Origin of the sequence: Stappia sp. TSB10GB4 (assembly GCF_900185745.1) — a bacterium.
In the GTDB taxonomy this organism is placed as follows: domain Bacteria; phylum Pseudomonadota; class Alphaproteobacteria; order Rhizobiales; family Stappiaceae; genus Stappia.
The window spans coordinates 35,898-62,277 of sequence record NZ_FYAV01000031.1 but is presented as its reverse complement, the minus strand read 5'-3'; the positions used below and the strand labels follow the sequence as shown (position 1 = coordinate 62,277).

Sequence of the window (26,380 nt, the reverse complement as noted above, 5' to 3'; positions counted from 1 at the left end):
CGTCCGTCGCCTGCCCTGCCGGCTGCCGCCGGTCCGGGCCAAGCCCATGCGGACGCGACCACCCCGGCTCCTCCCGGCGGACCGCATCCAGATCGTTTATTATGTAAACGATTATGCCCGTCAACGGGCGAGCGATCAATCGCCGATCCGCACCTCAGAAGCGCGAGACCATCCGGTAGGACTGGGGATGCAGCATCCGCACGTGGGTGATCGGCTGGTCGATCAGCCAGGTGGTACGCTCGAACACGAAGACCGGCGCGCCGGGCTGGATGGCGAGCAGCGTCGCTTCCTCGCCGCTCGCCGCCGCGGCGCTGAGGCCGATCTCCATCTCCGAGAAGGGGGCGAACTTCACCAGCCACTCGTTGGGGCTCATGCGCTCGAACGGTTCGTCGGCGATGTCGGGAACGGCGGCGATGTGGATCCAGCGGTCCTCGAATTGCCAGGGCCGGTTGTCGGCGAAATGCAGGCAGCGCACATGCAGCATCGGCGTGCCGGCCGGCAGGTCGAGCCGGGCGCGCATCGCCTCCGGCGCCTCCAGCCGTTCGCGGCTGAGGATCGAGAAGCGGTACTGGGCGCCGCGCGCCTCGACCTCGCTGCGCACCACCGGGATCTCCAGCCGCGCCTCGCGCAAGGGATGTTCGGCGATGCGGGTGCCGGCGCGGCGCTTGCGCTCGACCAGACCGATCTCGGCAAGTTCCCGCAGCGCCCGGTTGACGGTGACGCGGGCGCAGCCGAATTCGCGCGCCAGATCCTCCTCGCCCGGAATCAGCTCGCCGGGCAGCCAGACCCGCTCGCTGATGCGCTTGAGGATTTCCGCCTTGATGGCCCGGAAGGAATTCGGCACCCGGATGCCGGCCGGCACCGGGTCGGCGTCCTTCGCAGGCACGACGGGTCGCGACATCACATGCTCCGCTTCAAGGTCCGCATCGCGTCGCGGTAGCCGGCCTCGATCCGCGCGCGGTCGACATGGCTGCCGTCCCGCACCCTATGGCGCCCCGCCGCCCACACGTCGCGCACCAGCCCGTCGTCGCCGGCAAAGATCCATGCATCGAGCAACGTGTCGCCGGACAGTCCCTCCAGGTGCAGCGACGCCGCATCGAGGGCAACGAGATCGGCCCAGGCGCCTTCCCGGATCGCACCGCTGTCGCGGCCGAGCGCCCGTGCGCCGCCTTTCAGCGCCTCGTCGTAGAGCCGGCGGCCGCAGGAGCGCTCGCTCGTCGCCAGAACCGCCCGGTGCCGGTCGCGCAGGCGCTGGGAATATTCCAGCGTGCGCAGCTCCTCCGACAGTGCGATGCGAATGTTGGAATCCGAGCCGATACCCAGCGTGCCGCCGTCGGCAAGATAGCGGGCACCATCGAAGATGCCGTCGCCAAGGCTCGATTCGGTGATCGGGCACAGGCCCGCGACGGCGCCGCTCGTCGCGATCGCCTTGCGTTCGCCGTCGGTCAGATGGGTGCAATGGATCAGGCACCAGCGCTCGTCCACCTGATGGTTGTCGAAAAGCCATTCGACCGGGCGGCGGCCATGGGCAGCCAGCACCTCCTCCACCTCGCCGGTCTGCTCGGCGATATGCATGTGCAGGGGATCGGCGGGGCGCAGGGCGGCGACCTTCGCAAGGCCCTCCGCCGGCACCGCGCGCAGCGAATGCGGCGCGATCCCGAGCCGCGCGTCAGGGGCAAGCGCTGCCACAGCCTCCTCCGCCCCCTCGACGATCCGTGCAAAGCCGTCGAGATCGGAGCCGAAGCGGCGCTGGCCGCCGGCGAGCGGCCGGCGATCGAGGCCGCCTGTCGTGTAATAGACCGGCAGCAAGGTCAGGCCGATGCCGGAGATCTCAGAGGCGGCCGCGATCCGGCGGGAAAGCTCCGCCCGGTCAGCATAGGGCGTGCCGTCGGCCTGATTGTGGACGTAATGGAACTCGGCGGAGGCGGCATAGCCGGCCTCCAGCATCTCCATCTGCACGAAGGCGGCCACGGCCTCCACCGTCTCCGGCGTGAAGGCGCCGAGGAAGCGATACATGATCTCGCGCCAGGTCCAGAACGTGTCGTGCTCGGCCGTGCCGCGAAACTCGCTCAGGCCCGCCATCGCCCGCTGGAACGCATGGCTGTGCAGGTTTGCCGGTGCCGGCAACAGGATCCCGACCGCGTGCTCGGCCGCCGCCTCTGCCCGGTCAACGCCTTGCAATACCTTGCCGATCCGCCCGTCCGCGGCGATCTCCACCACCACGTTGCGCGCCCATCCCGTGGCCAGCAAGGCCGTCTCCGCGAAGATCCGCATTCCGTCCGCCTCATTTTTGAGATTGACAATTATGTACATACATATCGTAATTAAACAAACACATATTGCAGCACACCAGAAGAACCATTCGACCGGAAGCCCTGGGAGGGGTCATGCCAGAAACTGCGACCGGATCCGCCGCCGGCGAGGTCCTGACCGCAATGCGTCTTGCGACCCTGGTCGCGGGCGCCACCCCCTATGGTCTCGTCGAGGATGGCGCCGTCGCAATCGGTGCCGATGGCCGTATCGCCTGGTGCGGCAGTGCCGCCGACCTGCCCGCACAATTCGCGTCCTGGCCGTCCCGGTCGCTGGGCGGCCGCCTCGTCACTCCCGGCCTCGTCGACTGCCACACCCATATCATCCATGGCGGCAACCGGGCCCGCGAGTTCGAGCTGCGCCTCGAAGGGGCAAGCTATGAGGAGATCGCCCGCGCCGGCGGCGGCATCGTCTCCACCGTCGCGGCAACGCGGGCGGCAAGCGAGGACGAGCTCGTCGCCGCCGCCCTGCCCCGGCTCGACACGCTGATCGGCGAAGGCGTCACCACTATCGAGATCAAGTCGGGCTACGGCCTGACGATTGCCGACGAGATGCGCATGCTCGCCGCCGCCCGGCGCCTCGGGCGCGAACGCGGCGTGCGCGTCGTCACGTCGTGGCTTGCCGCCCACGCGGTGCCGGCCGACTACAAGGGGCGCTCGCAGGCCTATCTCGACGAGGTGGTGCTGCCGGGCCTCGATGCGGCGCATGCGGCGGGTCTTGTCGATGCCGTCGACGGGTTCTGCGAGGGCATCGCCTTTTCTCGGGCCGAGATGGCGCAGGTGTTCGAGCGGGCAAAGGCGCTCGGCCTGCCGATCAAGCTGCATGCCGAGCAGCTCTCCGATCTCGGCGGCGCGAAGCTCGCCGCGCAGTATGGCGCGCTCTCGGCCGATCACCTGGAATATCTCGGCCAGGACGGCGTCGATGCCATGGCCGCCTCCGGCACGGTCGCCGTGCTGCTGCCCGGCGCCTTCTATACCCTGCGCGAGACGCAGGCGCCCCCCGTTGCAGCGCTGCGCAAGGCCGGCGTCCCCATCGCCCTTGCCACCGACTGCAATCCCGGTTCCTCGCCGCTGACCTCGCTGCTGCTCGCCATGAACATGGGCGCGACGCTGTTCCGCCTGACACCGGAAGAATGCCTTGCCGGCGCGACCCGCGAGGCCGCCCGCGCGCTCGGCCTTGCCGGCGAGATCGGCACCATCGAGGCCGGCAAGCGCGCCGACCTTGCCGTTTGGGACGTCGCGGAGCCGGCCGAACTGACCTACCGCATCGGCTTCAACCCGCTGCACCACCGCATTTTCGGAGGCGCATAATGAGCGTCATGACCCTCACGCCGGGCCGCGTCACGCTCGCCCAGCTCGAACGCATCTATCGCGAGGAGCTCGCCGCCAGCATCGACCGAGGCGCGCAAGCGGACATCGAGCGCGCCGCCGAGCGGGTCGCCGCGGCCGCCATGGGCGAGGAAGCCGTCTACGGCGTCAATACCGGCTTCGGCAAGCTCGCCAGCGTCAAGATCGCCGGCACCGACACGGCGACGCTCCAGCGCAATCTGATCCTCTCGCATTGCTGCGGCGTCGGCGAGCTGCTCGACGGCGCGACGACGCGGCTGATGATGGTGCTGAAGCTGCTGTCGCTCGGGCGCGGCGCCTCGGGCGTGCGCTTTGAGGTGCTGAAGCTCATCGAGGACTGCCTCGCCGCCGGCATCACCCCCTGCGTTCCCTCGCAAGGCTCGGTCGGCGCTTCCGGCGATCTTGCCCCGCTCGCTCATATGACCGCCGTGCTGATCGGCGAAGGCGAGGCGGAGTACCGGGGCACGCGTATGCCCGGCCGCGCCGCGCTGGAGAAAGCCGGCCTTGTTCCGGTGGTGCTCGGCCCGAAGGAGGGGCTCGGCCTGATCAACGGCACGCAGTTCTCCACCGCCTGCGCGCTCACCGGCCTGTTCACCGCCTGGCGACTGGCGGAGGCGACGCTGCTGACCGCGAGCCTGTCCACCGACGCGATCATGGGCTCGACCGCGCCGCTGCTGCCGGAGATCCACGCGCTGCGCGGCCATCGCGGCCAGATCGAGGTCGCGGCCGCCATGCGCGCCCTGATGGACGGGTCGCAGATCCGCGAGAGCCACCGGACCGGCGACAGCCGCGTGCAGGACCCCTATTGCATCCGCTGCCAGCCGCAGGTGGCCGGCGCCTGCGTCGACCTGCTGCGCGTGGCCGGCCGCACGCTGGAGATCGAGGCGAATGCGGCGACCGACAACCCGCTGGTGCTGATCGACGAGGGGCGCATCGTGTCGGGCGGCAACTTCCACGCCGAGCCGGTCGCCTTCGCCGCCGACCAGATCGCGCTGGCCATCGCCGAACTCGGCGCCATCGCCCAGCGCCGGGTGGCGCTGATGGTCGACCCGACGCTGTCCTTCGACCTGCCGCCCTTCCTTGCCCGCGATCCCGGCCTCAACTCCGGCATGATGATCGCCGAGGTGACCACGGCAGCCTTGATGAGCGAGAACAAGCATCTCGCCCATCCCTGCTCCATCGATTCCACCCCGACCAGCGCCAACCAGGAAGATCATGTGTCCATGGCCGCCCATGGCGCACGGCGGCTGGAGCGGATGAACGCCAATCTCGCCGTCATTCTCGGCGTCGAGATGCTGTGCGCGGCCGAAGGCATCGAGCACCGCGCCCCGCTCGCCACCAGCGCGCCGCTGGCCGCCGCCGTCGCCAGGCTGCGCCGGCATGTGGCCCCGCTCGAGGCCGACCGCTACATGGCGCCCGACCTTCAGGTCGCAGCCCGCCTCGTCACCAGCCGCGAGGTCGTCGCGGCGGCAAGCGAAGCCGCCCTGCTGTCGCTGGGAGAGGCCGCATGACGCCCGTCGAGATCCGCAAGGGCACGAGCCCCGTCATCCTCGGCCTGCCCCATACGGGCACCCATGTGCCCGAGGCGATCGCCGCACGGCTCAACGCGCGCGGGTTGGAGCTGGCAGACACGGACTGGCACATCCACCGGCTCTATGACGGGCTGCTGGACGATGCCACCACGGTGCGCGCGACCTTCCACCGCTATGTCGTCGACGCCAACCGGGACCCTGCCGGCGCGAGCCTTTATCCGGGCCAGAACACCACCGGCCTGGTGCCGGAGACGGATTTCGACGGCGTTCCGATCTGGAAGGACGGCGAAGCCCCGACGCCAGCCGATGTCGCCGCCCGACGCGAAGCGTTCCACGCGCCCTATCATGCCGCGCTCGCCGCCGAGATCCAGCGGGTGAAGGCGCTCCACGGCGTCGCGATCCTCTACGACTGCCACTCGATCCGCTCGCACATTCCCTTCCTGTTCGAGGGCACGCTGCCGGACTTCAACATCGGCACCAATGGCGGGGCGACCTGCCATCCCCTGATCGAGCAGGCCACTGTGGAGGTCTGCGACGGGGCGGACGGCTATTCCAGCGTCCTCAACGGCCGGTTCAAGGGCGGCTGGACCCCCCGCCACTACGGCCGCCCGGCCGACAATGTCCACGCCATCCAGATGGAGCTCGCCCAGTCGACCCATCTGGCGAGCGAAAGCGCACCCTTCGCCTATGACGAGGCGAAGGCGAGCGCCCTTCGCGTCCATCTCAAGACCCTTCTCACCCGTCTGGAACGCCTCGCGCTCGACGGGTCGCTTGTCTCCGGAGGAACCACATGACCAACCCGCGCCACAACACCCGCACCGTGCGGGCGGCCACCGGCACCGAGATCACCGCAAAATCCTGGCTGACCGAAGCGCCCTTGCGGATGCTCATGAACAATCTCGATCCGGATGTGGCCGAGAAGCCGAACGAACTCGTCGTCTATGGCGGCATCGGCCGGGCGGCGCGCACCTGGGACGACTTCGACCGCATCGTCGCCACCTTGCGCGACCTTGAGGAGACCGAGACGCTGGTCGTCCAGTCGGGCAAGCCGGTCGGCGTCTTCCGCACCCACAAGGACGCGCCGCGGGTGCTCATCGCCAATTCAAACCTCGTCCCGCACTGGGCCAACTGGGACCACTTCAACAAGCTCGATAAGGCCGGGCTGATGATGTACGGCCAGATGACCGCCGGCTCGTGGATCTATATCGGCAGCCAGGGCATCGTTCAGGGCACCTTTGAGACCTTCGTCGAGGCCGGCCGCCAGCACTATGGCGGGTCGCTCAAGGGCAAGTGGATCCTCACCGGCGGCCTCGGCGGCATGGGCGGCGCCCAGCCGCTCGCCGCGGTGATGGCCGGCGCCTGTTGCCTGGCGGTGGAGTGCAATCCGGAGTCTATCGATTTCCGCCTGCGCACCCGCTATGTCGACGAGAAGGCGGAAACGCTGGACGAGGCGCTGGAGATGATCGAGCGCTGGACGAAGGCCGGCGAGGCCAAGTCCGTCGGCCTGCTGGGCAATGCGGCGGAGATCTTCCCCGAGCTGGTGCGGCGCGGGGTGAAGCCGGACATCGTCACCGACCAGACCTCGGCCCACGATCCGATCAACGGCTACCTGCCGAAGGGCTGGACCATGGCCGAATGGGCGGCCAAGCGCGAGAGCGACCCGAAGGCGGTGGAGAAGGCCGCGCGCGCCTCCATGCGCGAGCACGTCGCCGCCATGGTCGACTTCTGGAACAAGGGCGTTCCGACGCTCGACTACGGCAACAACATCCGCCAGGTCGCGCTGGAGGAAGGTCTGGAAAACGCCTTCGCCTTCCCCGGCTTCGTGCCCGCCTATATCCGCCCGCTGTTCTGCCGCGGCGTCGGTCCGTTCCGCTGGGCGGCCCTGTCGGGCGATCCGGAGGACATCTACAAGACCGATGCCAAGGTGCGCGAGCTGCTGCCCGACAACACGCATCTGCATCGCTGGCTCGACATGGCGCGCGAGCGCATCTCCTTCCAGGGCCTGCCGGCGCGCATCTGCTGGGTGGGCCTCGGCGACCGCCACCGGCTGGGCCTCGCCTTCAACGAGATGGTGCGCAACGGCGAGCTGAAGGCGCCGATCGTCATCGGCCGCGATCACCTCGATTCCGGCTCCGTCGCCTCGCCCAACCGCGAGACGGAGGCCATGCAGGACGGCTCGGACGCGGTCTCCGACTGGCCGCTGCTCAACGCGCTGCTGAATTGCGCAAGCGGGGCGACCTGGGTCAGCCTGCACCATGGCGGCGGCGTCGGCATGGGCTTCTCGCAGCATTCGGGCATGGTGATCTGCTGCGACGGCAGCGAGGATGCCGACCGCCGCATCGAGCGGGTGCTGTGGAACGACCCGGCGACCGGCGTGATGCGCCACGCCGATGCCGGCTATGAGATCGCGCTCGACTGCGCCAGGGAACACGGCCTGCGCCTGCCCGCTATCCTCGGAAACTGAGGCGGGACCGCGGGACGTTCAAAGGGCCGGCAAGGCCCCATGATGCTGTGAAGGAAAACCAACCAGAGGACTGTGCTGCCATGAAGAGACGTGATTTCCTCAAGACCGCCGGTGTCGGCGCCGTCGCCACCGCCGCCACCGGAGCCCTCGCGGCCCCGGCCATCGCCCAGGACGTGAAGCGCTGGAAGATGGTCACCGCCTGGCCGAAGAACCTGCCGGGCCCGGGCGTTGCCGCGCAGATGCTCGCCGACCGCATCACCGCCCTGTCGGGCGGCCGCATCGAGGTGCAGCTCTTTGCCGCCGGCGAGCTGGTGCCGGGCAATGGCGTGTTCGACGCCGTCGCGGAAGGCACCGCCGAGCTCTATCACGCGGTTCCGGCCTATTGGGGCTCCAAGTCCAAGGGCATCCTGCTGTTCGGTTCGCAGCCGTTCGGCCTGCGCGCCGACGAGCAGTTCGGCTGGCTCGCCCATGGCGGCGGTCAGGCGCTCTATGACGAGATCTATGGCCGCTTCGGCCTGAAGCCGTTCCTTTGCGGCAATTCCGGCCCGCAATGGGCCGGCTGGTTCCGCAACGAGATCAACTCGGTCGACGACCTCAAGGGCCTGCGCTTCCGCACCACCGGCCTTGCCTCGGAAATGTGCGCCAAACTCGGTATGGCCGTGCAGGCGATGGGCGGGCGCGACATGTTCCAGGCGCTGCAGTCGGGCGCGCTCGACGCCGGCGAGTTCATCGGCCCCTGGTCGGATTCCGCCCTCGGCTTCCAGCAGGTCGCCAAGAACTACTACTGGCCGGGCGTCGGCGAACCGTCCTCCGCCGAGGAATGCGCCGTCAACATGGCCGCCTACGAGGCCCTGCCGGCCGACCTGCAGCAGGCCGTCGCGCTTGCCTGCGAGTCGCTCTACAACCCGGTCTGGACCGAGTACACGACCAAGCATGCGCTGGCGCTGCAGCAGCTCGTCGCCGAGCAGGGCGTGCAGGTGAAGAAGCTGCCGGACGACGTCATCGTCGCCATGGGCAATGCCGCCGGCGAGGTCATCGGCGAACTGCGCGAGAACGACGACGAGTTGGTGCGCCGGATCGTCGAGAGCTTCCTTGCCTATCGCGCCTCGGTCTCCGACTACATGGTCTATGCCGACAACGGGCAGATGAACGCCCGCGCCATGGACTACAAGTACTGAGCGCCCTCGGTAAAACCTGCTAGGGTCCGGGCGCGCTTCCGGACCCCGGCGCTGCATCCGTGACAGGTCGCGGGCCGTTCGCCGGCCCGCGATCTTCCCCCCGACCGACCGCACGAGAGGACAAGGCCCGTGCTCGCCCGCCTCGCCGACTGGCTCGACCTGGTCAACCGCTCCGTCGGCGCCCTGGTGCGCTGGCTGGCGCTCTTCATGGTGCTGTTGCAATTCGGCGTGGTGGTGCTGCGCTATGTCTACGGCATCAGCTTCATCTTCCTGAACGAGGGCGTGCTCTACATGCACGCCGCCCTGTTCATGCTCGGCGCCGGCTACACGCTGCTGGTCGACGGCCATGTGCGCGTCGACATCTTCTACGCCAAGCTCGGCACGCGCGGCCGCGCGGCGATCGACGCGCTCGGCGCCGTGGTCTTCCTGCTGCCGTCCATGGCGATCCTGATCTGGTGGTCCTGGCCCTCGGTCCGCAATTCCTGGGCCGTGATGGAGGGCGCCATCTCCGTCGGCGGCATTCCGGCCTCCTTCCTGCTCAAGTCGCTGGTGCCCGCCTTCTGCGTGCTGCTGGCCCTGCAGGGCCTCGCCTGCCTGCTGCGCGACCTTTCCCGCCTCGCTGCGCCGCACGGCACCACTGCCGCCTCCGACACCGGGACCCGCGCCTGATGCTGCCGCTCGACCTCCTGATGTTCGCCGCGCTGATCGCCGCGATCCTGATCGGCTATCCGGTCTCCTTCATTCTCGCGGGCATCGCGACGCTCTTCGCCATTCTCGGCCATTTCACCGGCCAGTTCGACATCAGCCTGCTCGGCGCGCTCGGCCAGCGCGTCTTCGGCGTCATGACCAACGACGTGCTGATCGCCATCCCGCTCTTCGTCTTCATGGGGGTGGTGCTGGAGAAGAGCCGCATCGCCGAAGACCTGCTGGAGACCGCCGGCCGGCTGTTCGGAACGCTGCGCGGCGGGCTCGGCATCTCCGTCGTGCTGGTCGGCGCACTTCTGGCCGCCTCCACCGGCATCGTCGGCGCCACCGTCGTCGCCATGGGCCTGATCGCCCTGCCGACCATGCTGCGCAACGGCTACGATCCGCGGCTTGCCTCCGGCATCGTCTGCACCTCCGGCACGCTCGGCCAGATCATTCCGCCCTCGACCCTGCTGATCATCCTCTCGGACGTGATGTCGAATGCCTATCAGCAGGCGCAGTTCCGCCAGGGCAAGTTCACCATCGAGACCATTTCGGTCGGCCAGATCTTCGCTGCCGCGCTGCTGCCCGGCCTGATGCTGGTCGCCATCTACATCGTCTATCTGCTGGTCAAGGCGTGGCTGTCGCCCGCCTCCGCCCCGGCGATGCAGCACGGGGGCGACCGCCCTCCCGCCTCGAAGATCGCCGCCGCCATCCTGCCGCCGGTGCTGCTGATCATCGCCGTGCTCGGCTCCATTCTCGGCGGCATCGCGACGCCGGGCGAGGCCGCGGCGGTCGGCGCCATCGGCGCGCTGCTGATGGCCTCCGCCCGGCTCGGCAACGGCCGCAGTGGCCTGGTGATCGCCGGTGCCGCAAGCCTTGCCCTGCTCGCCGTGCTGATCTCGGTCCACCCGGTCCGGCTGCAACGCAGCGACGTCGGGCCGATCGACTGGGCGATCGGCGGCCTCGCCACCCTGCTGGTGGCGATCGCCACCGCCGCGATCCTGCAGGCGCTCGCCCGCACCTTCCGCGCCGATGTGCTGAAGCCGGTGATGAACTCCACCCTGTCGGTGACGGCGATGATCTTCGCCACCATCCTCACCGCCAGCATCTTCTCGCTGGTCTTCCGCGGGCTCGGCGGCGATCACCGGATCGAGGAGTTCCTGACCAATATGCCGGGCGGCCCCGACGCCGCCCTGCTCTTCGTCATGGCGCTCGTCTTCCTGCTCGGCTTCTTCCTCGACTTCGTCGAGATCTCGGTGATCCTGCTGCCGCTGGTCGCACCGGTGCTGATCCTGATGGGGCACGATCCGGTCTGGCTGTCGATCCTGATCGCGATCAACCTGCAGACCTCGTTCCTGACCCCGCCCTTCGGCTTCTCGCTGTTCTACCTGCGCGGCGCGGCGCCTCCCGAGGTGACGACCGGCCAGATCTACCAGGGCGTCATCCCCTTCATCGTGCTGCAGATCGCCGGCATCGGCATGATCTGGCTGCTGCCGCGGGTGGCGACGACCCTGCCGCGCCTGATCTTCTGAACACGTCTCGGCAGGCACTCACACAGGGGCGATGACCACGCCCTCGTCCTCGGGGAAGAACACTTCCTCCAGATTGACGCCGGGACCGCTGCGGTCGACGACCAGGAAGTCCTGCACCGGCTGGAGCACCAGCAGCGGGTGATGCCAGACGCCCCGGGCGATCTGGACGCCCTGGTCGCCCCGCGCCAGAAAGCAACGGCAATCGCCGGGGCGCGCGTGGCTGGCGACGACCACCAGCCACGGATGATCCTGCATCGGCACGAAAGCCTGGCTGCCCAGGGGATGGCGCTCCAGCATCCGCACGGTGACGGGGCTCGGCCACGGCGTCCCCCGGAAAATCGAGAGGATCGGCTTGCCGTCCGGGCCGGAATCGGCCTCGGCAAGGGCGTGAAACCGGCGGGTGCGCCCCCCGTTGATGAGGTGGCTTGCCTCATGACGGGCCTCGATCACCTCGCCAAAGGGCGCAAAGGCCTCGCGGGTCAGCGGCTCCGGCGTCAGCAGATGGCTCAAGCGATCCTCCCAGACAAGTTTGCGGCATCGACGTCGCACCGGCAGACCCCGGCACGAGGGTGCATCCACCGCCCGATGCACCTCATAACGCGCCTGTAACGGCAGTCGTTGCAAGTGTCACCCGCCGGCAACAGGGATTAAGGAATCCTTACCGCACCCACCCATGGCGTGTAGCGACGATTGCATATCCCTTAAAGGTGGTGAAAGTGGCAGGTGCACGCACCATCATTTCTGGCGTGCCTTTTATTGCTTGCAGGCGTTGACGTGCACCTTGGGAGGGGGCCATTTCCTACCGTTTTCCTCATAGCCGTTTTCGCGCAGGGCCCGGTCGCGAACTGCTGTCCACATCCTGCGTGGCCGCCCTGCTTGCCGGTGCCGGATCGGCGGCGGCCCAGGATGCGGCGCCCCAGATCGATCGCTACTGGGGCGCGTGGGGTGAACTCGGCGCCCAGGCCGGTTCGGAATCGGCCGCCTTCCTCGAAGGCTTCATGCCCGTCGGACAGGACGGCGACAGCCTGGTCTTCCTCGACCTGCGCCTCGACTATGGCGAGAATGCCCGAGGGTCGATGTCGGTCGGCTTCGGCATCCGCGAACTGGTCGCCGACGATCTGGTGCTCGGCGCCAATGCCTTCGTCGATGTGGTCCGTACCGAGAACAGCAAGTACCACCTCGGCGCCACGCTGGGCCTCGAGGCCTTCACCTCCATCTTCGACCTGCGGCTCAACGCGCATATCCCGCTGGGCGGCGCGACCGAACTTGCCAGCCGCACCGTCGCCACCGGCGTCGACATCGTCAGCAACCAGCTCGTCGAGCAGCGCGCCCTGGTCGAGCGGAAGGAGGCCCTGCTCTACGGCCTGACCGGCGAGATCGGCGCCCTCTTCGATTCGCCCTTTGCCCGTGACCAGCAGTTCCGCACCTATGTCGGCGGCTATGTCTACGACCGCGGCGGCTACAAGATGGAGACCGGCGCCCGCCTCGGCGTGGAATACCGGATCAACGACGCGCTCGGCTTGTCCGGCTCGCGCCTGACGCTGGGCGCCGAACTCGTCTATGACAAGCACGACAAGCTGGATGCCATCGCTTCGGCGCGCTTCCGCATGCCGCTCTATGCCGGTCGGGTCGAGGCCGGAGACGATCGCGCCTCGCGCCTGACGCCGATCCGCGAGCGCATGGGCGAGGGCGTGCGCCGCGACAAGGGCATCCGCGCCGGCACTCGCACCCGCTCGTCGGCACAGGCCGCCATTCCGGTGGTTAACCCGACCACCGGCCGCAGCTATGGCGGCATCTATTATGCCGACAGCACCGGCGGCGGCACCGGCGGCTTCCTCGATCCGACCAGCCTGTCCGCCGCGCTCGCCAGCGCCGGCGCCGACGGCATCGTCGTGGTGCTCGGCGACAACGGCACCGTCACCACCTCCGGCGTGACGCTGCAGTCCGGCCAGGTGCTGGTCGGCGGCGGCCAGAGCGTCGCCGTGCGCCTGTCCAGCGGCCTCACCACGAATTTCCTGACCTCGGGCACCGCCGGCACCATCGACGGCGATCCCGGCGTGACCACCGTGACCCTGGCCGACAACGTCCTCATCCAGGGACTGACGCTGCAGGGCGGCACGACGGTGATCGCCGGCAACAACGTCGCCAATGTCCGGCTGTCGAACCTGGCGATCGAGAACGCCGTCGACGGCGTGCGCATCACCGGCGCGACCGGCGCCTCGCTGAGCAACCTCACCTTCAGCGGCATCACCGGCACGTCGGTCTTCCTGAACAACCAGTCGGCGACCCTCTCGAACATCACCATCGACGGCGGCACCAACGGCGTCTCGATCGCCAACAACAGCGGCACGACGAGCCTTTCGACGATCAACATCTCCAATGTCACCGGGGATGCGCTGTCCTTCGCCAACAATGGCGGCGTCATCAATGTGAGCAACCTGACCGCCACCAACACCGGCAATGACGGTGTGGTGATCACCGGCGGCGGGTCCTTCGCCTTCACCGGAACGACGGTGATCGACGGCCTCGGCGCGGGCACGACCAGCGACGGGTTCGACCTCACCGGCACCACCGGCGCGACGATCTCGACAGGCGCCGTCGCGATCACCGGCCTTGGGTCGGGGACGGGCCTGAACCTTGCCGGCGGCGATGCGACGGTGACGATGGCAAGCCTCGACGTCACCGGCACCGATGCGGCCGGCTCGCGCGGCATCGACATCTCCGGCACGCAGAACGGCCGAGCGGTCACCATCACCAATGGCGGCACCATCTCGGGCGTCGACACCGGCATCGTGCTCGGCAGCAACGGCGCGGCAGGTGCGGCCCCCAGCGCGAACTTCACCTTCGGCGGCGGCAGCATCTCGGGCAACACCTATGCGCTCGACGGCATCGGCGTCGTTGCCGGCAACGGCTCCTATGCCTTCGGCTCGACCGCCTTCACCGGCGGCTTCAACTTCGCCGTCAGCCTCTCCAACAACTACTATGTCGCCGCCACCGCCACCGGCACCGGCGACGGCTCCAGCGCCGACAACCGCGCCTCCATCGCCACCGCCATCGCCCAGGCCAGCAGCCTCGGCGCCGTCAACTTCATCCTGATCAACGACGGCTCGGCCATCGACACCGCCGGCCTCACCTTCACGCTGGACGACGGCCAGACCATCGACACGTTCGGCGAGGGCCGCTCCTTCACCGAGGCCGGCCTCGTCATCCCGGTCAACATCACCGGCGCCAACCTGCCGGCCGGCGGCATCGCCATCACCGATCCGACGGGCCTGGGCGCGGCGACGCTGACCAACTCCTCCGGCGCGGTGGCGACCCTGTCGCTCGCCAACGGCAACGCGATCCGCAACATCCTCATCGGCAGTTCCGCCGGCAACGCCATCTCCGGCTCCGGCATCGCCGGCCTCACCCTCACCGGCGTCACCGCCACCGCCGGCATCGACCTTGCCAACACAACCGGCGCGGTGACCCTCACAAACCTTGCGATCTCCAACACGACCGGCACCGCCCTGTCGCTGTCGGGCGCCGGCGGCACGGTCACCGGCAGCAATGTCGACATCGCCGGCGGCAGCGCGCTCGCCGTCAGCGGCGGCGATGCGACGATCTCCTTCGATGCCGACAGTTCGATCGTCAATACGGCCGGCACCGCCGTCTCGCTCTCGGGGCGCATCGGCGGCAGCTTCAGCCATTTCGGCGCGATCTCCTCCAACGGCGGCACCGCCTCGGGCATCACCATCTCCGGGGCAACCGGCACCAGCAACGTCACCTTCGGCGGCCAGGTCTCCCTCGGCACCACCACCGCGCTCGGCGGCGGCGTCACCCTCGACAATGCCGGCACCGCCTCCACCATCGCCTTCACCGGCGGGCTCGACATCGTCACCAGCGGCGCGGCCGCCCTCACCGCCAGCGGCGGCGGAACCCTCAACATCACCGGCGGAACACTCTCCGCAACAGGCGGCGCGGCGCTCAACCTCGCCGGAATGGCGGTCGACGTGACGCTGTCCAGCCTCGCCAGCAGCGGCGCGGCCGGCGATGCCCTGTCGCTGGCGCTCGGCGCGGGCAGCAGCTTCACCGTCACCGGCGCCACCACCCTGTCGGGCATGGGCGGCAACGGCATCGACCTGTCGGGCTCCACCGGCGGCAGCTTCAGCTTCGGCAATGTCGACGTGACCGGCCTTGGGTCGGGGACGGGCCTGAACCTTGCCGGCGGCGATGCGACGGTGACGATGGCAAGCCTCGACGTCACCGGCACCGATGCGGCCGGCTCGCGCGGCATCGACATCTCCGGCACGCAGAACGGCCGAGCGGTCACCATCACCAATGGCGGCACCATCTCGGGCGTCGACACCGGCATCGTGCTCGGCAGCAACGGCGCGGCAGGTGCGGCCCCCAGCGCGAACTTCACCTTCGGCGGCGGCAGCATCTCGGGCAACACCTATGCGCTCGACGGCATCGGCGTCGTTGCCGGCAACGGCTCCTATGCCTTCGGCTCGACCGCCTTCACCGGCGGCTTCAACTTCGCCGTCAGCCTCTCCAACAACTACTATGTCGCCGCCACCGCCACCGGCACCGGCGACGGCTCCAGCGCCGACAACCGCGCCTCCATCGCCACCGCCATCGCCCAGGCCAGCAGCCTCGGCGCCGTCAACTTCATCCTGATCAACGACGGCTCGGCCATCGACACCGCCGGCCTCACCTTCACGCTGGACGACGGCCAGACCATCGACACGTTCGGCGAGGGCCGCTCCTTCACCGAGGCCGGCCTCGTCATCCCGGTCAACATCACCGGCGCCAACCTGCCGGCCGGCGGCATCGCCATCACCGATCCGACGGGCCTGGGCGCGGCGACGCTGACCAACTCCTCCGGCGCGGTGGCGACCCTGTCGCTCGCCAACGGCAACGCGATCCGCAACATCCTCATCGGCAGTTCCGCCGGCAACGCCATCTCCGGCTCCGGCATCGCCGGCCTCACCCTCACCGGCGTCACCGCCACCGCCGGCATCGACCTTGCCAACACAACCGGCGCGGTGACCCTCACAAACCTTGCGATCTCCAACACGACCGGCACCGCCCTGTCGCTGTCGGGCGCCGGCGGCACGGTCACCGGCAGCAATGTCGACATCGCCGGCGGCAGCGCGCTCGCCGTCAGCGGCGGCGATGCGACGATCTCCTTCGATGCCGACAGTTCGATCGTCAATACGGCCGGCACCGCCGTCTCGCTCTCGGGGCGCATCGGCGGCAGCTTCAGCCATTTCGGCGCGATCTCCTCCAACGGCGGCACCGCCTCGGGCATCACCATCTCCGGGGCAACCGGCACCAGCAACGTCACCTTCGGCGGCCAGGTCTCCCTCGGCACCACCACCGCGCTCGGCGGCGGCGTCACCCTCGACAATGCCGGCACCGCCTCCACCATCGCCTTCACCGGCGGGCTCGACATCGTCACCAGCGGCGCGGCCGCCCTCACCGCCAGCGGCGGCGGAACCCTCAACATCACCGGCGGAACACTCTCCGCAACAGGCGGCGCGGCGCTCAACCTCGCCGGAATGGCGGTCGACGTGACGCTCGACCAGGTCAATGCCACCAATTCCAACATGTCCTCGGTGGTGCTGCAGAATCTCGACGGCTCGTTCTCGGTCAATGGCGGCGTGCTCTCCACCGTCGCCAGCGGCACGTCGTTCAACAGTTTCGACGTCATCCAGAACGACAGCGGCGCCACCCGCTCGCTGACGCTGTCCGTCGACAACCTGACCATCACTCACGACGCCTCCGGCGCCACCCTGACACCGACCGAGCACGGGCTCGTCGTGACCACGAGCGGCGACGACAGCGCCATTGTCTCGATCTCGAATTCGACGTTCCGGACCGAAGACAGCGGTGTGCGCGTCATCGCCAATAACGGTCTGGCCACGGTCACCAACTTCGCCAACAACACGCTGCTCGGCGACGCCACCTCCTTCGATCCGGCGGTCTTCGGCAATGGCGTGATGTTCCAGGGCGTCACGTTCGACGCCGATCCGTTCACAGCCGGCATCCAGGCCGTCAATGGTGGCACCTTCACCGCCGGCACGCCGGGACAGGCGGTCGTCCACGGCATCTTCTTCGACAACACGGCCGGCGCCAATTCCGGCCGGATCGATTTCAGCAACTACACCGTCAATGCGATAACCACCGGCCTGTCGCTGGGATCGGGCAATCCCGGCCTGACAGTCGGGATCGCCGACGGCGACATCTCCGCCGGCACCGTGCGGCTCGGCAGCGGCAGCGGCGTGGCCAATGGCGACATCACCCTGTCGAGCCTGACGCTGAGCTCGGGTCTCAGCGCCAACCAGTATGCCGGCTCCTTCTCGGTCACCGGCGCCACCACCATCACCGCGCCGGAGACCTTCCTGGATCTGGGCGGCGGCAACTTCCTGCGGACGACCACGACGGCGGTCTCGGTCGCCAGTTCCAGCGCCGCCTTCTCGTTCGACACTCTCACCATCGGCACCTCCGGCGCTTCCAACGTCTCGACGGGCGGCGCCACCGTCGGCATCGATCTGAGCAGCAACAGCGGCACCTTCACGGTCGGCGGCACGACGACGATCTCGAACACGGCCGAGGATGCGATCCGCATCACCTCGACCAGCGGCGCGATCAGCTTCGGCCAGACGGTGATCAGCAATCCGTTCGCCGCCTTCATCCCCGCCGGGTCGCCGTTAAATGCGCGCGAAGCGCGGAGCGCAGCCGTCGACATTTCCGGCACGATCGACGGCAACATCTCTTTCGCCAGCCTCGACATCGCACTGAACTCAGGCGACTCGACGGGTCTGGAGATGACCGGGGCAACGCTCAACGCCGCCGTGACGGCCGGCGATTTCGACGTGACCGGCAATGGCTCCGCCGGCACCATCGCGGTCGACCTGCGCGGTGCGCTCGGCGGCGGCACGGTGCAGCTCGGCGACACGGTGGCGGGCGGACAGTCCAGTTCCATCGCCGGCGTCCATACCGGCGTCTTCCTCGACAACACCACCAATCTCGCCTTCACCTTCGGCGATGGCGAGGACACCACCGACACCGGCTCGTCGATCTCGGCGACCGTTGCCATCGACGCCGGCAGCGCCCCGGTGGCCGGCACCTACAATTTCCGTGACATCGCCTTCCAGACGAGCCCCGGCAACGGGTTCGGCCTGGGCCGGGTCTATTTCGTCGACGCCGACGGCGCGGTCGGCGGCGGCGACGGCTCCGGCTCGGACGCCTCCAACCCGATGACCCTGGCGGCTGCGGAGGCCGCGATCGCGGCGGGCGACATCATCGTCTTGATCGACAACGGCATGGCGATCAGCACCGCCGGCAGCAATCTCAACGACACGCTGAACCTGCTCGACAACGTCCAGCTTCTCAGCTTCGGCGACGGAGCGGGCGGCAGCCAGGCGCTCGCGGTCAACATCACCGCGCCCCCGACCATCCTGCTGTCTGCGGCCGGCCTCACCATCGCCGACCCGACCGGCAACGGTGCCGCGACCCTGACCACGACGGCCGGCAACGACGTCATCACCCTCGCCTCGACCGGCAACCGCATCTCCGGCGTGATCCTCGAGGGCGGCGGCACGACCACGACGGGTATCCGGACGTCCGGCACATCGACCGGACTGACGGTGGATCAATCGATCATCCGCAACTTTTCCGGTTTCGGCATCTCCATCGGCACGTCCGTTGGCACCGCCATCTCGAATTCCTCCTTCTCGGGCAACGCGGGAGATATCACTCTCGGCAGCGCCTCGGGCACCACCCTCTCTAACCTCGTCTCGACGGGCGCGACCGGAACCTCCCTCTCGCTATCCGGCACGAGCGGCACGACGGGGCTGAGCAACCTGTCGATCACGACGGCGAGCGGCGGTCGCGGCCTGCTGTTCACCAATGCCGGCGGCACGGTCACCGGCACGAATGTCGACATTTCGGGCGGCTCCGCGATCCGCATCTTCGGCGGCAACGCAGCCTATTCGTTCGACGCCGGCAGCACCTGGGACCTGACGGGGGCAACGAGCGGAACCTCCGTGGAGCTTCAGGACCTTGCCGGCGGCAGCTTCGCCCATGCCGGCAGCGTCAGCGCCAGCGGCACGGGGGTCGCGGGCCTCACCGCGAGCGGCGCCTCGGGCGCGCACAGCGTTTCCTTCACCGGCACCGTGGACTTCGGCACCACCAGCAATCGGGTTTCCGTTGGTATCCTGATCAACAACAACGGGCAGGCGGCGGACTATACCTTTGCCGATCTCGACGTCGCCTCGTTCGGCGGGCTCGCGCTGTCGGTGCAGAACGGCGGCATGATCGGGATTGGCGGGGGGACACTGTCCTCCCTCGACAGCGAGACCGTGTCGCTCGCCAACACCGGTATCGGCGCCGGCGGCATTACACTGACCTCGATCGACAGCAGCGATGTCGGTGCCGCCCCGGCGATCGGCCTCGATACCGTTTCGGGCGGCGCCTTCACCGTCACCGGAACCACGACGGTCTCGGGAACGCTCGGAGCCGGGATCCAGATCACCGGCACCTCGTCGGCGGTCGGGTTCGGCACGACGAACATCGCGACATCGTCCGGCTTCGGCCTTCTCCTTGACGGCAATTCCGGCACCTTGGGCTTCGGCGACACGACCATCGCCATGAGCGGGTCGAGCGGCCGGGCGATCCGCGCCACCGGCGCCAATGGCGCTATCACCTTCGGCGACGTCGACATCACCGGCGTCGGCGCATCCGGAACCGGCCTCGACCTGTCCGGCGGCACATTCGACGGACAGATCACCTTCGCCACGCTCGACATCGCCGGCACCGGGCAGGCCGGATCGCGCGGCATCAACCTGACCGGCTATACCAACAGCCAGAACGTGGTGACCACCGGCTCCGGCACGATCCAGAACGTGCAGTTCGGCGTCGACCTGACCAATGCCGATATCGCCGATGGCGTGCGGTTCCAGTATGGCGACGGTTCGGCGCCGGTGGCGAGCACCATCGACACATCGGCAGTCGGCGGCAATGTCGCCATCGTCACCACCGGCCTCACGGCGACCGGCGAGTACAATTTCGAGGATGTTGGGTTCGGGACGAGCAACGTCGCCAACCTGCAGAGCGTCAGCTACTACGTCGTCGACACGAATGGCACCTCCGGCACCGGCACGTTCTCCGATCCGGGTACAATAGCTCAGGCGCAGGCCTCCGGCGCCGATGTGATCGTGCTGGTCGACGCGACGACCGGCGGCGTGCAGCAGATCATCAATCTGGGCGCATCGAGCTTCAATCTGGCCGCAGGTCAGGCGCTGCTCGGTATGGCTGGCGGCGACAGCGTCGACGTCACGACACTCGGCGTTTCCGCCGGCGGCGCACCGGCGAGCCTCCGGCTCACCGGCATCGCGTCCGGCTCGACGATCACCGCCCCCGGCACCTTCGACACCGTGGTTCCGATTCTCACGTCCTCGTCGGGCAGCGGCACCGTGGTGATTGCCGGAACGGCGACGATCCAGAACGTCTTCATCACCAATAGCGGCACCGGCAGCGGCATCTCGGCGAGCTACGGCGCGGGCTCGGACGCAGTGATCCGGTCCAGCACCATCGGCGGAGGCACCGGTGCCTCCGCGCTCGATATCGCCACCACCGCGGGCAATTCCACGGTGCTTCTCGACAGCGTGACGCTGAACGGCGGCTTGCGCCTCAATGGTACGGCCGGCGGCACATTGACGGCCTCCGCAGTCGGCACCAACGCGATCACCAGTTCCCAGACAGCAGCACTGACGCTCGACACCGTTGTCGCGGGCATCGGCGGCTTCACCTTCGACCAGATCACCTCGACCGGCGACGCGGCCGGCATGCGCCTCGACGGGGTGTCGGGCACCGGCAGCCTCACCATCCAGAACGCCGCCTTCACACGATCGGGCACCGCCACCGCGGACGTCGTCGCGCTCGCTGACCTCACCACATCCGGCGTGTTCACCATTGCCAATCTGGACATCGGGTCCACCAGCACCCAGACCTTCGTCGGTCTCGGGACGTCGGGCACGACCACCACGACCCTCAACATCGGCACCGGGGCGAACGGTGTGGTCATCAACAATACCGGCCTCGGCATGGTCTTCGCCGGATCGCACGGCACGGTGAATGTCGGCACGGCCGGCACGGGGCTGCAGATCGCCTCGCGCGGCACGGCGGTGACCTTCGCCTCCGACAGCACCGGCACCTTCGCCCTCGGCCATGCGGGGGCGACCTCGGCCCTCACCGCGACCCCCGCCGCCGGACCGGCCTTCGGCATCGCCTATGCCGGGTCCGACGCGGTCGTGACCGCGACCAACATCGACATCGACGGCACCGGATCGGACGCCGGCGCCCACGGCATCTTCATCCAGGACGACGACGGCGTCGGCTCCTTCACGCTGACCGGGGCGAACACCATCGATGCGACCGGCGGCGACGGCGTCTTCATCCAGAATGCCAACGCCACGATCTCGGGTCTGACCCTCGGAGCCAGCAACCAGATCTCCGGCGGCGGCATCCGCATCGCCAACAGCAATGCGATCACCAATACCGTGTCCCTGTCCGACATCACGATGGGCTCGGGCGGCAATGGCGATACCGGCGACATCGCCGGGTCTGGCCTTGTCGTCTCGTCCGCCGGCGCGGGCACTTTGACCGTCAACCTGACGGGCACCAACGTCATCCGCTCGACCGGCACCGCCTTGCAGGTCGCCGAAACCGGCGCCGGCACGGCCAACAACCTGCTGCTGTCGATCGACAACACGACCTTCGAAACAGGCTCGTCCGCCGCGACCGTGTCGGTCATCGGCCAGAACGTCTCGACGACGGCAAGCTCGATCGGCATCCGCTCGCTCGCCAACAATACGGTGATCGGCAACGGCAACGGCGGCGGGATCCTGTTCCAGGCGGTCGACTTCGACAGCGACGGCGCGGGCGCGGCGGTTGCCGCCGGCACGCTGAATGTCGGCCAGGGCACGGGCAACCGGGTTGCGGGCAACGGCCTGTCACTGATCGACACGACCGGCGAACTCGGCTTCACCACGCTCAACATCTTCAACGACGGCGGCACCGGCCTTGAGGTCGACACCAAGACCAATGGCTTCAACACCGTCTTCACGCTGAATGGCGGCGGCTCCGGCACGGTCGACACGACGAACGGCACCGCGCTGTTCCTCGACCCGCTGACCATGAATCTCACCTTCGGCACGGTGAACTCGACCAATGCAAGCGGCTCGGGCGTCTATGTCGAGGGCGGCAATGCGACGGCGGCCGGCAACAACGCACTGACCATCGGCACGCTGAACGTCACCAATTCGACCAATGCCGGCTTGCTGATCACCAATTCGGTCGGCACGTTCAGCATCGGTGCCACGGTCATCAACAATGCCGGCACGGCCGGCGGCGGTGTCGACATCGACGTGACCAATGGCGAAACGCTGAACCTCACCTTCACCGGCGATCTCGCCATCACCACGAGTTCCGGCACCGGTCTCGACGTGCAGAGTTCCGGCGGCTCGACCGTGACGCTGCGGACCGCGGCGGCCGCCACCACATCGATCACCACCGACACCGGCCGTCTGATCAACGCGGAAAACCTGATGGCCGGCGTCGGCGGCATCAATTTCGACACGCTCACCGCGTCCGGCACGGTCGCCGGCCACGCGATCTCGCTCGACCTCGATGCCGGCGCCTTTTCCGGCGGCACCCTGTCGGTCGCCGGCACCACGGGCGGACACGGCGTTCTTCTCGGCGGCACCGGCGGAACCGTTGCCTTTGACAGCGCGACCATCGCCAATGTCGCGAACAGCTTCTTCGGCGTGTCCAGCACGCATGCAGGCACCGTCACCTTCACGACGGTCGACATCTCCGGCAGCCAGAACGGCATCTACACCTATGGCGACGGCGCGGTGAGCGTCAACGGCGGCACGGTCAACGTCGCGGGCGGCCGGGGCGTGTGGATCAATGGCGGCGGCGGGGCGATCAGCATTGCCGCCGACATCACCCAGAGCGGCGTCGGCGAGGCCGTCTATGTCGTGTCGCGAACCGGCTCTACGGCCGCGCTCTCCGGCGACATCACATTTACCGGCAGCGGCGCGACCGGCATCAATGTCGAGAGCAACACCGGCGGAACGATCACCTTCTCCGGTCTCGGCACGCTGGCGACCGGCGCCAATACGGCTGTCCGGTTGCTCAACAACACCGGCGCCACCGTCAACTTCACCGGCGCTCTCGACATCGACACCACCTCCGGCGCCGGCTTCTCGGCCTCGGGCGGGGGCACCATAACGGTGTCCAATTCCGCCAACACGATCGATACGGCGACCGGGCAGGCGATCCTGATCGACGGCATGACCATCGGCGCATCGGGTGTCGCGTTCAACACGGTCACTCAGACCGGAACGTCGACCAGCGACGTGATCCAGCTTACCAGTGTCGGCGGCGCGGGCACCTTCTCGGTCGCCACCTCCAGCATCAACAGGACCACCGGCAGCGGCCTCCGCGTTTTCGGATCCTCGGCCGCCGTCTCGCTCGGCACGTTCGACCTCGGCTCGGCCTCCAACGCCGACAACGCCGCCTACGGCATTCACCTCAACGACAACTCCGGCAGCTTCACCGTCACCGGCAACGTCAACATCATCAATCCGACGCTGCGCGGCGTTAACATCACCGACGCGCAAGCCAGCTTTATCGCGAATTTCCAGGGCCAGACCGAGGTCCGCAACTCCACGAATGCCTCGGCGACGGTGGGCGCCGGCTTCGTGCTGCTGGGCAACCATTCCAGCTCGTCTGTCACGTTCGCCAATCTGGTTTACAACGACGACCAGCGCGGCGCGGGGGCGGCGGGCGGCCGGGCACTGGTCAGCAATGGCGGCACCCTTGCCATCGCCACCGGATCCCTGGTCACCAACAACGCGCTCGGCAACGACACCTATGCCGTCGACATCAGCGGCACGACGGCGGGTGCGGGCGGGATCAACTTCGGCAACGTCACGATCGACCACGACGATAGCGGCGAGTCCGGCGGCGGTCTCCGCCTGATCGACAACACCGGCAGCTTCACCTTCGGCTCGATCAACCGGATTGCCACCAACAATGGGGTCGGCGTTCTCGCGAGCAATACCGGCACGCTCAATATCGGCACGACGAGCGCCGGCAGTATCGAAGCCAACAACCGCGCCGCGCTCGACATCAGCAGCACCACGCTGAACCTCACTGCGACCAATGTCAGCTCGACGAACAGCACCGGCACCGGCATGGCCTTCAACACCGTCGGCGGCACGGTGAACCTGACCGGCAACGTAACCCTCACCGGGTCCGCCTCGACCGGCCTGTCGATCGCCAACAGCGCCGCCAACGCCGCTTTCACCTTCTCCGGCTCGAACAACACCATCTCCAGCGGCGCCCAGACCGGCATTTCGCTGTCGGGCAACGATGCCACGTCCACGGTCAGCTTCACCACCGGCACGCTCGCCATCGCCACGACGAGCGGCGTGGCGATCCAGGGTGCCGGCACCAACGGCACGGTCAGCTTCAACGATGTGGACGTCACCGGCCTGACCAGCGGTACGGGCCTCAGGCTCACCAGCACCTATCGCGGCGCGATGACGTTCAACACGCTGGACATCACCGGCACCGGCGGCGTCGGCTCGAAGGGCATCGATCTTGCCGGCTATGCCAACAACGCCGATGTGGTCATCGCCAATCCGAGCGCGATCCACAACGTCCAGACCGGTATCGACCTGACCAACGCCAATATCGCGGACGGCGTGCGGTTCCAGTATGGCGACGGTTCGGCACCGGTGGCCAGCACCATCGACACCACCGGCTTCGCGGTGGTCACGACGGGCATGGCCGCGACCGGCACGTTCGACCTGGAGGATGTGGCCTTCGGCTCGATCCTCGGCACGACGGACATCTCCAACCTGCAGGGCGGAGCGAGCTACTTCGTCGTCGGCAGCAGCCAAACCAGCGGCGCCGGCACTTTCGCCGACCCGGGCACGCTCGCGGAAGCGCTCGCCTCGGGCCAGGACATCATCGTGCTGATCGACGAGACCGCGAACACCACCCAGGACACGATCAATCTGGGATCCGGGTCGTTGACCCTGCCGGATGGCCGGGGCCTGATCTCGCTGGCCAATGGCCAGAGCGTCGACGTCACCACGCTCGGCTTCGCCGGCGGCGGCGGCGCGCCGGCGAACCTGCTGCTGACCGGAATCTCCGGAGGTTCGGCGGTCATCACGGCAACGGGCGGCACGATCGACAGCGTGCGTCCGATCCTCACCTCGTCCAATGCCACGGCAACGGTGCTGCTTGGCGGCTCCGCCGCGTTCTACCAGGTGGAGATCGTCAACACCGGCACCCGATCGGGGGCACTACGGGCAGCGGCGATTCGCGGCGACTTCGCCGCCGGTTCGCATACCCTGCGGCTCCAGAACAGCACTCTGCGCGGTGAGGGTGTCGGCGCACAGGCCGTGCTCGATCTTCGTGTTAGCGGCGGGCAACTCGCCTTCGACATCACCGGCAACACGCTCAGCCGCAACGGTACCTCGAGTTCCGACAGCCGGCTCATCGATTTCGACGATTCCAGCGCCGGCACTCTGCAAGGCACGATCAGTCACAACACCCTGTCGGGCATCACCGCCGCTTCTGGCATCAATATCTTTACACCGGGCGACACCATCATCGACCTGGCGATACGGAACAACATCATCACCCTCAGCAGCGGCAGCGGCATCTACTTCCAAACTGCCGTCGGCAGCCACGCCCTGACGATCGAGAACAACACCATAGACGTCAGCAACGGTGCCGGCATCCAGGCCCAGTTGGATGGCAGTACGGCACGTCTCGACCTCACTATTCTCAACAACACAATCAGCGCGAACGGCGCCAATAGCGCCCAGGTGGACAACCTCGGCTCGGGTTCGGCAACGGTCTGCGTCAACATTGCGAACAATACGTTCACGACCACCCCCAGCGAATACTTCGACATCGTCATCGCGAACACCGCCACATTCCATGTCCAGGGCCTCGGTGCGACCGATGCCACCCACCCGCCGGACTTCGATCCCAATAGCCAACCCGTCGAAACTTACCTGTCGGGGCAGCAAGTTTCGGCCCCCTCGGGCGCGATCGTGAACCCCCTCACGTCGACCGCGCCGTTCACCGCGGGCACCTGCAACCTGCCCACCGGCCCCTGATCCGGGGCGGCTCACCGCCGCCGCCCGCGCGGCGGCGGCATGACCTCGAAGGCCGTCCGTTCGGAACAGGACGAAGACCGCGCCACAGGCATGACCACAAATGCAATCGCATAGCAGAAAAATCTATTTTTGGTTGT

At 68.1% G+C, this 26,380-nt stretch carries 11 protein-coding genes; 8 read left to right on the top strand and 3 right to left on the bottom strand.

Annotation, left to right across the window (positions count from 1 at the left end):
• Positions 1 to 154: 154 nt before the first annotated feature.
• Both TSB10GB4_RS05025 and TSB10GB4_RS05020 read right to left on the bottom strand, forming a co-directional pair.
• On the bottom strand, positions 155 to 901 hold the full coding sequence (locus TSB10GB4_RS05025) for a GntR family transcriptional regulator (protein WP_186394817.1): 747 nt from the start codon (positions 899 to 901) through the stop codon (positions 155 to 157).
• On the bottom strand, positions 901 to 2,274 hold the full coding sequence (locus tag TSB10GB4_RS05020; protein ID WP_186394816.1) for a formimidoylglutamate deiminase: 1,374 nt from the start codon (positions 2,272 to 2,274) through the stop codon (positions 901 to 903). Before TSB10GB4_RS05020 ends, TSB10GB4_RS05025 begins: the two co-directional genes overlap by 1 nt.
• 113 nt (positions 2,275 to 2,387) lie before the next feature.
• Here TSB10GB4_RS05020 and hutI point away from each other — a divergent pair, with 113 nt between their 5' ends.
• From hutI to TSB10GB4_RS04985, 7 genes are all read left to right on the top strand, one after another.
• On the top strand, positions 2,388 to 3,620 hold the full coding sequence (gene hutI, locus TSB10GB4_RS05015) for an imidazolonepropionase (protein WP_186394815.1): 1,233 nt from the start codon (positions 2,388 to 2,390) through the stop codon (positions 3,618 to 3,620).
• Entirely contained in the window at positions 3,620 to 5,167 is a 1,548-nt protein-coding gene (gene hutH / locus TSB10GB4_RS05010; protein WP_186394814.1) for a histidine ammonia-lyase, read from the top strand. The genes hutI and hutH overlap by 1 nt, the downstream gene beginning before the upstream one ends.
• On the top strand, positions 5,164 to 5,982 hold the full coding sequence (gene hutG, locus TSB10GB4_RS05005) for an N-formylglutamate deformylase (protein ID WP_186394813.1): 819 nt from the start codon (positions 5,164 to 5,166) through the stop codon (positions 5,980 to 5,982). The genes hutH and hutG overlap by 4 nt, the downstream gene beginning before the upstream one ends.
• A complete protein-coding gene (gene hutU, locus TSB10GB4_RS05000) occupies positions 5,979 to 7,652 on the top strand; it encodes a urocanate hydratase (protein WP_186394812.1) in 1,674 nt (557 codons plus the stop codon). Before hutG ends, hutU begins: the two co-directional genes overlap by 4 nt.
• Positions 7,653 to 7,732: 80 nt before the next feature.
• Complete coding sequence (locus TSB10GB4_RS04995) at positions 7,733 to 8,830, top strand: TRAP transporter substrate-binding protein (protein ID WP_186394811.1); 1,098 nt, start codon at positions 7,733 to 7,735, stop codon at positions 8,828 to 8,830.
• A 129-nt stretch (positions 8,831 to 8,959) separates the two neighbouring features.
• Positions 8,960 to 9,499 (top strand): TRAP transporter small permease subunit, encoded by a 540-nt coding sequence (locus TSB10GB4_RS04990; RefSeq protein WP_244296483.1) that lies wholly within the window; start codon positions 8,960 to 8,962, stop codon positions 9,497 to 9,499.
• Entirely contained in the window at positions 9,499 to 11,049 is a 1,551-nt protein-coding gene (locus tag TSB10GB4_RS04985; RefSeq protein ID WP_371328857.1) for a TRAP transporter large permease subunit, read from the top strand. The genes TSB10GB4_RS04990 and TSB10GB4_RS04985 overlap by 1 nt, the downstream gene beginning before the upstream one ends.
• 18 nt (positions 11,050 to 11,067) lie before the next feature.
• On the opposite strand, the gene TSB10GB4_RS04980 is transcribed toward TSB10GB4_RS04985, so the two are convergent.
• Complete coding sequence (locus tag TSB10GB4_RS04980) at positions 11,068 to 11,559, bottom strand: ureidoglycolate lyase (RefSeq protein ID WP_186388870.1); 492 nt, start codon at positions 11,557 to 11,559, stop codon at positions 11,068 to 11,070.
• Between the two features lie 353 nt (positions 11,560 to 11,912).
• On the opposite strand from TSB10GB4_RS04980, the gene TSB10GB4_RS04975 reads away from it, so the two are divergent.
• Complete coding sequence (locus tag TSB10GB4_RS04975) at positions 11,913 to 26,243, top strand: right-handed parallel beta-helix repeat-containing protein (RefSeq protein ID WP_186394810.1); 14,331 nt, start codon at positions 11,913 to 11,915, stop codon at positions 26,241 to 26,243.
• Positions 26,244 to 26,380: the final 137 nt, after the last annotated feature.

Coding starts and splice junctions, on each gene's coding strand:
- TSB10GB4_RS05025 (WP_186394817.1), bottom strand. CDS start 901: ATGTCGCGACCCGTCGTGCCTGCGAAGGACGCCGACCCGGTGCCGGCC.
- TSB10GB4_RS05020 (WP_186394816.1), bottom strand. CDS start 2,274: ATGCGGATCTTCGCGGAGACGGCCTTGCTGGCCACGGGATGGGCGCGC.
- hutI (WP_186394815.1), top strand. CDS start 2,388: ATGCCAGAAACTGCGACCGGATCCGCCGCCGGCGAGGTCCTGACCGCA.
- hutH (WP_186394814.1), top strand. CDS start 3,620: ATGAGCGTCATGACCCTCACGCCGGGCCGCGTCACGCTCGCCCAGCTC.
- hutG (WP_186394813.1), top strand. CDS start 5,164: ATGACGCCCGTCGAGATCCGCAAGGGCACGAGCCCCGTCATCCTCGGC.
- hutU (WP_186394812.1), top strand. CDS start 5,979: ATGACCAACCCGCGCCACAACACCCGCACCGTGCGGGCGGCCACCGGC.
- TSB10GB4_RS04995 (WP_186394811.1), top strand. CDS start 7,733: ATGAAGAGACGTGATTTCCTCAAGACCGCCGGTGTCGGCGCCGTCGCC.
- TSB10GB4_RS04985 (WP_371328857.1), top strand. CDS start 9,499: ATGCTGCCGCTCGACCTCCTGATGTTCGCCGCGCTGATCGCCGCGATC.